Source organism: Anaerophaga thermohalophila str. Valhall (assembly GCF_000250735.1).
GTDB lineage: Bacteria > Bacteroidota > Bacteroidia > Bacteroidales > Marinilabiliaceae > Anaerophaga > Anaerophaga thermohalophila_A.
In genome coordinates, this window is the sequence record NZ_AHZV01000035.1 from 1 (window position 1) to 9232 (window position 9232).

Below are 9232 nucleotides of genomic sequence, written 5' to 3' on the forward strand. Positions count from 1 at the left end.
ATTGCTACAAGCCCGCTGAGGGATTAACTCATTATTTTAATTCTATAATTTTTGCCGATTTGGCATCAATTTTAAAACTATCGAGTGCACTTAAATTTTCTCCTGTCAGAACATCTGTCCCCTTACTGTATTGCGATAATATCTCATCGAAGCGTTTGCCTGATATTGTGCGTGCTTCGTTGTCCGAATTGTTGAGGATTACCATAACGGCCTCATCTTCCAGATAGCGGAAATAAACGTATACATTATTTTCCGGCACAAAATGGAGTGTTTTTCCATGATGTATGGCTTTGCTGTTTTTCCGGAAATTCAGGATTTTAGAAAGATAATCCACCATTTCGTTTTGCTCGTCGGTTCGGCCTTTACTCGTAAAAGCATTGATTTCGTCTCCAGGCCAGCCACCGGGAAAATCGTGACGGATGTGCGCATGGCCGTCATAGCCGTTTCCTGTCATCAGTATTTCACTTCCGTAGTACCACTGGGGGATTCCCCTGATGGTTGCAAAGAAAGCGGTAACCATTTTCATTTTGCGAGGGTCTTCTTTCAGAATGGTGAAGATTCTTCCTACATCATGGTTTTCAGGAAACACCAGCATATTATTGACATCCGGATAGAGGTGATCGTCGGCCAAGACATTGTAAAGACGTATCAGTCCGTCGCTCCATCCGCCTCCCTTTTCGTTAAATGCTATGTGCATTGCATCCATCAGCGGGAAATCCATGATGGTTTTCAGATGAGAATTGAAACCGTCGCTGTTGGGGAAGTCTTTTTGCCAGTAGCAAAGTTTGGAAGGTTCACCAATCCAGGCTTCACCAACAATATTGAAATTAGGATATTCAAGATTGATGCGTTTGTTCCATTCTGCCATACCATGCTTATCGGGGTAAGGGTAGGTGTCCTGACGAATGCCCTGCAAACCTGCATACTCTATCCACCAGATGCTGTTTTGAATAAGATAATTGAGTAGAAGTTCATTGCGCAGGTTCAGATCCGGCATAGAAGTGTCGAACCATCCCTCGGTTGCCAGTTTCAGATCGGCCCTGGAAGCATTGGGGTCCGAGATGGTTGATAATCGGTAATTGGAACGTACAAAACCATCATAATTGATCCAGTCGTCAGAAGGGAGGTCGTCCATCCACCAATGCTTGCTTCCGCAGTGGTTGAAAATCATGTCTTTGATAACTTTGAGGCCTTTACTGTTGGCCATCTCCACCAGTTTTTTGTAATCCTCGTTGGTTCCGTAACGGGGGTCGATCTTATAGTAATCGGTGGTGGCATACCCGTGATAGGACGACTCAGGCATATCGTTTTCCAGTACGGGATTGATCCAGATTGCGGTAAACCCCATATCGGCAATATAGTCAAGATGGTTCATTATGCCTTTGAGGTCACCGCCATGGCGACCGTAGGGTGCTTTGCGATCGGCTTTTTCCAGCATACCTTCCACATCGTCGTTTGTCGGGTCGCCATTGGCAAAACGGTCGGGCATAAGCAGGTAGATGGCATCAGAGCTGTTGAATCCCTGGCGTCGGGCCGATCCTTTTTTGCGTTCATTCAGTTGTAACGACATTGTTTTCCGAACTTTGTTGCCATCTTTAAACAGGATTTCGACCACCCCGGGTTTGGCTTTTTCATCAATCAGCACGTCGATAAACAGATAATTTGGATTCTCGACGCCGATAATTCGCTTAATGGTAAGGCCCGGGTGATTAATTTCCGGTCTTAGCAGTCCAATATCCTCACTGTAAGCCATTAACTGAACAACCGGATTTTTAAACCCGATCCACCAGGAGGAAGGTTCAAGTCGGTCTTTAATATTCCGGGCTGCATTTACATTGCTCAGTAAATTCGTCAGAGCAATGAGTACTAATATTAAAACAAGATTAACTTTTCGCATAAAACTTAGCATTTAATGGTTTCGTGGCAGATTTGCCTGCCGGTATACTGATTTCTTTTCCATAGAGCAGAAGGGTGGTTTTACCTGCACCATGGCAGGTAATTTCAACCTGTTCCTGGTTTACTTTTACTTCCAGATCGTTTCCTCTGAAGCGTATCCTGAAAGCATATTCTTTCCACTGTTTGGGAATAATGGGGGCCAGACGCAGTTTCCCGTCATTGTAGACCCGTTTTCCGCCAAAGCCCTCCACAATTGACATCCAGGTGCCTGCCATGCTGGTAATGTGCAATCCTTCGTGTACTTCGTTGTTGTAGTCGTCAAGATCAAGACGACTGGTTCGCAGGTATAGCTCGTAAGCCTTTTCGATATTACCTGTCCTGGCTGCCAGAATATTGTGAACGCATGGCGAAAGCGACGATTCATGGACGGTTCTTGGCTCGTAAAAAGCAAAGTTTCGACGGATGGTTTCCGTGTCATATTCTTCCTCGAAAAGATATATGCCCTGCAAGGTGTCGGCCTGTTTGATAAAGCATGAGCGAAGTATCCGGTCCCACGACCAGTGTTGGTTAAGCGGGCGGACGGACGGGCTGAGTTCATCGGTTGTAATTTGTTCTTTATCCATATACCCGTCCTGTTGGAGGAACACTTCATCATTTTTGTTGTAGGGGAAATATAAATTTCCGGCAATCGATTTCCATACACCTGTTTCCATCCTGCGGTCAAGATTTGTTTTTTTGAGGATCTCTTCGAGGCGTTTGGGGTTGTTTTTTTCGACTATGCGAATGGCTTCCCTGGCATAGATGAGGCACCATTGAGCAATTTTGTTGGTATACCAGTTATTGTTGATGTTGTTTTCGTATTCGTTGGGGCCGGTAACCCCAGTATAACAAACTGCTTTTTCTCTTGAGAGAAGGTAGCTCTCTGGCTCCAGAATCTTGCAATACCAATGAGTACCTCTAGTCCGTAATCTTCGAGATAAGCTTCGTCGCCTGTGTGGCGAATATAGTTGTGGATGGCAAAGGCAATGGCCCCGTTTCGATGTATCTCTTCGAAAGTTATTTCCCATTCGTTGTGGCATTCCTCACCGTTCATGGTTACCATGGGATACAGGGCAGCGCCGTTGGTAAAGCCCAGTTTTTCGGCGTTTTCGATGGCCTTTTGCAAATGTTTGTATCTGTATATGAGCAGGTTTTTTACGACCTCCTGAGGTGCTGTCATCAGGAAGAACGGGATGCAATAGGCTTCGGTGTCCCAATAGGTGCTGCCACCGTATTTTTCACCTGTAAAACCTTTTGGGCCGATATTTAGCCGTTCATCCTGACCGGTATAAGTCTGGTTAAGGTGGAAAATGTTGAATCTGATGCCCTGTTGAGCAGCTACATCTCCGGAAATTTTTATATCACTGTGTTTCCAGATGTTTTCCCAGTGCCGGATATGTTCGTCCAGTAATTTATCGAATCCGGTGGCTACGGCTCCCTGAACCTGCTGTTTGGCATTTGGGAGTATTTGTTCGACCGGGTGATTAAGAGAACTGCAGACAGCTACATATTTGTTAATGATTATCTTTTCTCCCTTTTTTGTGAAGACAGTAATATGGCTTCCCGCAAAGTTATTGTTTTTCAGTGGCTGAACTTCTTCAACCTCAGCGCCGGTTAATTCACTTTCGGCTGCATATCCTACCCTGAAATCCAGCTTTTTTGTTTTGAGCCAGAAGAGCTGATTTAAAATCAGAAGCTTCGGTACTCAGAATATTCCAGAATTTCTCATCATAATTGGCGTCTTCATTTTTTATATCTCCGTCTATATATGGGGTGAAGATAATCTTGCAATCATCATTTTCCGGCGTGATTGAATACCTGATAGCACCAATCTCCGGCCTTTCCATGCTTAAAAATCTTTCAGTTGTGACCGAAATCAGTTGACCGTTGTTAAGCTTTGCTGTAAATTGGCGTTTCAGTATACCCTTTTTCATGTCGAGGATACGCTTAAACTCTTCAACCTTTTGAACTTTAAAAAGGTCGAGTGTTTCCCCGTCAATATTTACATCAATTCCAATCCAGTTTGGTGAATTGATTACTTTGGCGAAATATTCGGGATAGCCGTTTTTCCACCATCCCACTCTTGTTTTGTCGGGATAGTAAACACCGGCAATATAGCTTCCGCGGAGGGACGGGCCGCTCCAGGTTTCTTCGAAGTTGGCGCGTTGCCCCATCAGTCCGTTTCCAAGACTGAAGATACTTTCAGATGCTTTATGGTGTTCAGGACTAAATCCTTCTTCAATAATTCGCCACTCGTCTTTCTTCAAATATTGTCTCATCATCTGTTTTTTATTAAGCGGGCATTCCGCATTAATATTAGATCGTTACCACACTTGGTTCTATAATTGTGACAATTTTTGCATGTTCATATCATGGAGTCCCGAAACTACAAGGTGAGCCTTACCCAGATTTTCGGGCGAACCAATCCCCACGCATTTCATACCCCCACGCAATGCGGCTTCAACTCCGGCCTCGGCATCCTCGAATACCACGCAATCCGCGGGTTGTAGTTTCAATTCTTCAGCGCCTTTCAGAAACACTTCGGGGTCTGGTTTGGCTTTCGACACTTTGGTTCCGTCCACAATGGCGTCGAACCATGATGTGAGTTGCAGTCGGTCAAGAATGGTCATGGCATTTTTGCTGGCCGAACCTACTGCCGTAAGTATGTTGTTTTCCTTGACTTCTTTAATGAACTCCATGGCTCCGGGTAAAATTTCATCCGGAGTCATTTTCAGGATGTAGGAACGATAATTCTCATTTTTCTTTTTGGCCAGTTCTTCTTTTTTCTCCTGAGGAAAGTCAAGGTCACCAATCTCCAGTAAAATATCGAGCGACCTCATGCGGCTGACACCCTTGAGGCGCTCATTATCTTTTTCCGAAAATTCAAAACCCAGCTCATTGGCCAGCTCTTTCCATGCTATGAAATGGTAACGGGCAGTATCAACAATCACTCCGTCCAAATCGAAAATGCATCCTTTTACCATAGTTTAGTCTTCTTTATCTTCCACAAAATAGACCGAAACAGCTGCTATGAGCAGGCTTGCACCGGCAATGATTAATGCAAAAACGGCTTGTGAATTAAACAAGGCTTTGAGCACAGGACCGCTGAATATTCCGTTAACAATTTGTGGAATCGTGATGAAGAAATTAAACAGGCCCATATAGATACCCATTTTTCTCGCGGGCAGTGCCCCCGACAAAATTGCATAAGGCATCGTAAGAATACTTGCCCAGGCGATACCTACGCCAACCATTGGAATAATGAGAATGTCGGGATCCTTTATGAAATATATGGAGAGCAATCCTGCTGCTCCGAAAAGCAATGAAACGGAATGGGCTGTTTTCCGGCTGGTCTTTTTTGCAATAAAAGGAAGCAGCATAGCATACAGAGCCGCTACTCCGTTGTAGACGCCGAAGAGAACGCCAACCCAGTTTCCGGCATCGTTATAGGTTTCGGAACTTGTGTCGGTGACAGGTAAATTATAGACGTGCTGTGCAATGGCCGGTGTTGTATAAACCCACATTCCAAAGAGTGCCAGCCATGAGAAAAATTGAACCACACCAAGCTGTTTCATGGTGCGGGGCATAGCGACAAAGTCTTTTAATATTTGAACAATTCCACTCTCCTTTTTTACCATTTTGGAGGCCGGTGTGGGATGTGCTTCCTCGCCGTGAAACTCTTCCATTTCTTTGGGAGAATATTCCCTGGTGGTAATGACCGTCCAAAGAATTGTAATAATTAAGACTGCGGCTCCCAGATAGAAAGAGAATATGACATTGTCGGGAACGCTGCCTGCCGGGGCCACTTTAGACACATTCAGCCATTCGGCCAGGACATAAGTGATCCACGAACCAGCAACAGCGCCTATGCCAATAAGTGTAGATTGCACCGAGAATCCGAAAGTACGCTGATCGAGCGGAAGTTTGTCGGCAACCAGCGCTCTGAAAGGCTCCATTGATACGTTGATGGAGGCATCCATGATCATGAGCAGGCCTGCACCCACAAACATGGGTGGAATAATGGCTGCAAGAATTTCGGCATTGGGCATAAATACCAGTGCCAGCGCAGCAAAAAGGGCTCCTGCCAGGAAATATGGACGTCTTCGACCCAACCTGTTCCATGTCCGGTCACTGTAATGGCCAACTATGGGCTGCACAAGCATACCCGTGATAGGCGCTGCCAGCCAGAACCATCCGAGATGCTCAATGTCGGCACCGAAGGTCTGAAGAATACGGCTTGCGTTTGCATTTTGGAGCGCAAATCCGAACTGTATCCCGAGGAACCCCAGACTCATATTCCAAATCTGCGCCTTCGTTAATCGAGGTAATTTCTTCATTCGTACAATATTTGTATAGTTTATTGGTCTGATACCCTGCACCGATTGACCGGGAACACTCGTCCCGAATAATCGGGGCTCCGCTCCACAATATTGCTAAACTCATTAAATCAAATTGGCCATCGGCATTCATACATACCGTTATTGTGAACTGAAAGTATAAAGTATTCGCTTGATATTAAATATTCCGAATGCCTTTAATGGCTTTTGGAGAAGAAGGATGACTCACGGAAATCAGCAGGCAAAGTCAAACCTTGCCATACTTGTTTCATGAATAATGCAGGTTATTTGGTGTCGGTCCATAAAGTGCCATTTACTGTGTTACGTTTGTCCGAAAATTTCTCATTTACGATGAGTAAACTCCGTATTTTCGGATATCGCAAGCCTGGTAAATGACACTTTCTGAACAGACACATGATAAGTAGGAAACTTTTCCTACTTTACAGACAGGCACTATTTATGATGTTATAATGACAATACTCCGTTAAACTTTTACAGATGTCTGGTCATTAACTGTTTACACAATATAAATGACGTAGGGCGCAACTCTCTCATATTAAAAACTTTGCGTCATTGTGTCTCTGCGTTTAAGCTTTTTTAACGAATTATTGAATGAAGCAGCAGAATAAAATCTCTTACCGTACAAATGTAAAAATTAATGTGAATTTTTGATAAAAAAGTGCCGCTTTAAAAAAGGATTGAAATTCTTAAAGCATTGAAATATTGATATTTCAATCGTTTGCGGTATTTTTTTAAAAAAGGCAAATGTTGATTCATTTTTTTTTGCAAACGATTTCGGACGTGAGATTCGACATTTGTTTTTCATGAACCACGAATTCTTGCAAAGCAATTAATTATTGTGTGTGGTAAAAAAGAGATATTTAGTCCTCTGTCACCGTTTCGCGGGTAATTGTTGCTAACTTTATTGGTAACGTTACTGCTCTGTCACCGCTCCGCGGTTTTGGTATTGTCAACAATATATCAGCAATTTATAGCCGCAGAGCGGCGACAGAACGGTAGAATTATGTAAGAAGAAAAACAAAAAGCTGCGGAGCTGCGACAGGAAATGTATAAATTTGTTTGGTTCTGGCTTGTCCAGGTTAGGGTTATTAGGAATTGTTAGGATTGTTAGGGGTGTTAGATTGTTAGATAATATGAACTTATAACTTTCCAATAATTTAACAATATCACCAATCCCATCACCCGTCACAACCTATCAGATCACTACTGACTAACCACTATCCACTAACCATTATCCACTAACCACTATTGACTAACCACTATTGACTAACTACTATTGACTAACCACTATTGACTAACCACTAACCACTAACCACTATTGACTATTTCCTCAGGTCGATTGTCTTTGTTTTAAAGTAGGTGTCAGTACTTTGGTGGAATAGTTGATCTCTATTCCGGGATTTTCGAGTCTTTGGAGGAGTAATCGCATAGCTTCGCGACCGGTTTCGTAGCCTTTTTGTTCGACGGTGGTTAATGGAGGATAAGCAATTTCGGCATTGGGGCCGTCACCAAAACCAATAACTTTGATGTCGTCGGGAATTTTATAGTCTGCACTTTGAAGTGCTTGCATTGCAGCGATGGCAGTGCTGTCGTTGACGGCAAATATACCTGTAACCTTCTTTTCCTTTATTAGTTTAAGAAGATGTTCACGTAAGCTGGCCACATACTCCCTGGTATCACATTTTACAATGAGGTCTTCGTCAACAGGTATATTTCTGTCTTGTAAAGCTTTGATGTATCCCTCTTTACGTTGACTGCCTATTATCAGATGCTGTGGGGCAGCCAGGTGCAGTATGTTTCTGCATCCGCGGTCAATAAGATGAGATGTTGCAATGTGAGCGCCTTTAAAATCGTCGGTGATGACCCGGTCGGTAAGGATATCTTCACAGATGCGATCGAAAAACACCATGGGAATCCCGTTTTCATGAGCCGTTTTCAGGTGTGAAAAATCTTTGGTGGTTTTGCTGACCGACACCAATATGCCATCGACCCGGTGATCGATAAGGGCTTGGGTGTCTATTACTTCGCGTTGGTAATTTTCATTCGACTGGCAGATCATAACATTGTATCCCTCACCATAAGCCAGGTCTTCAATCCCGCTGATAACTGATGAGAAAAAATGGTGGACAATTTCGGGAATAATCAGTCCGATGGTATTGGTCTTTTGACGTCTCAGGCTCAGTGCCAAAGCATTGGGACGGTAGTTTACCTTTTCGGCAAATGTTTTTACGAGTCTTTTCGTCTCCTCATTTATATCAGGATGGTCTTTTAGTGCTCTTGAGACGGTGGATGGAGATAGTTCAAGAATTCTGGCTATATCTTTTAGAGTGACGTGGTTCGACTTCATCAGATTAATGTTTGTTTTAGAAATGGGTACTACCCTTATTAGTGATTAAATATTTATGTTTTATAAAACACTGTTTAAATGTGGTTTAAATATGGTTGAAATATAGTTGGAAAAACTAAAGAACAACATATAAACTACGTTAAACTATATTTTAACCACATATACTACATTTTAACTATAAACAAATTTCCAGTTGTCATTAAATTCCTGGTAGAACCAAATATATAAAAAAGTGGTGTATTTCTTTTTAGAAATATTCGCGAAACGTTGTTTTCGTTCTTTGGAACAGTTCAAATGCAGGAATAGGTTTCTGTACCGGTCATTTAAGGCTGAGGCTAAGGCTAAGGTTAAGGCTAAGGCTAAGGCTAAGGTTTAGGTTGAGGATTCACCGCGGATATCACAGATTTACACAGATTAATTATCAATTAAGGCTGAGGCTAAGGTTAAGGTTAAGGCTGAGGTTAAGGTTAAGGCTAAGAATTCACCACAGAAGAATACAGAGATAGAAGGCGGAAGATAGAAGTAGCGACGCACGATCGTGCGTCTGACCAGGCACAACCCGAAACCCGGGCTAAGGTTGAGGTTGAGAATT

Annotated in this window: 6 protein-coding genes and 1 pseudogene; all 7 read right to left on the minus strand. The window is 43.2% G+C overall.

Features of this window, described 5'->3' with window-relative positions:
* Positions 1-31 precede the first annotated feature (31 nt).
* Positions 32-1897 (minus strand): glycoside hydrolase family 13 protein, encoded by a 1866-nt coding sequence (locus OQ5_RS0101215; protein WP_016775742.1) that lies wholly within the window; start codon positions 1895-1897, stop codon positions 32-34.
* Positions 1884-2171, minus strand: coding sequence for a glycosyl hydrolase family 65 protein (locus tag OQ5_RS25170; protein WP_369688180.1), 288 nt, complete (start codon positions 2169-2171; stop codon positions 1884-1886). The genes OQ5_RS0101215 and OQ5_RS25170 overlap by 14 nt, the downstream gene beginning before the upstream one ends.
* A gap of 42 nt (positions 2172-2213) precedes the next feature.
* Positions 2214-3628: pseudogene (locus tag OQ5_RS25175) on the minus strand (glycoside hydrolase family 65 protein); the annotation flags it as partial.
* Positions 3555-4217, minus strand: coding sequence for a hypothetical protein (locus OQ5_RS24025; protein ID WP_255297330.1), 663 nt, complete (start codon positions 4215-4217; stop codon positions 3555-3557). The pseudogene OQ5_RS25175 and the gene OQ5_RS24025, both read right to left, overlap by 74 nt.
* A gap of 57 nt (positions 4218-4274) precedes the next feature.
* Entirely contained in the window at positions 4275-4919 is a 645-nt protein-coding gene (pgmB, locus tag OQ5_RS0101240; protein ID WP_016775745.1) for a beta-phosphoglucomutase, read from the minus strand.
* A 3-nt stretch (positions 4920-4922) separates the two neighbouring features.
* Positions 4923-6272 (minus strand): MFS transporter, encoded by a 1350-nt coding sequence (locus tag OQ5_RS0101245; RefSeq protein ID WP_026055060.1) that lies wholly within the window; start codon positions 6270-6272, stop codon positions 4923-4925.
* A gap of 1351 nt (positions 6273-7623) precedes the next feature.
* Positions 7624-8640: a LacI family DNA-binding transcriptional regulator gene (locus tag OQ5_RS0101250; RefSeq protein WP_016775747.1), complete on the minus strand. Its 1017-nt coding sequence runs from the start codon at positions 8638-8640 to the stop codon at positions 7624-7626.
* Between the last annotated feature and the right edge of the window lie 592 nt (positions 8641-9232).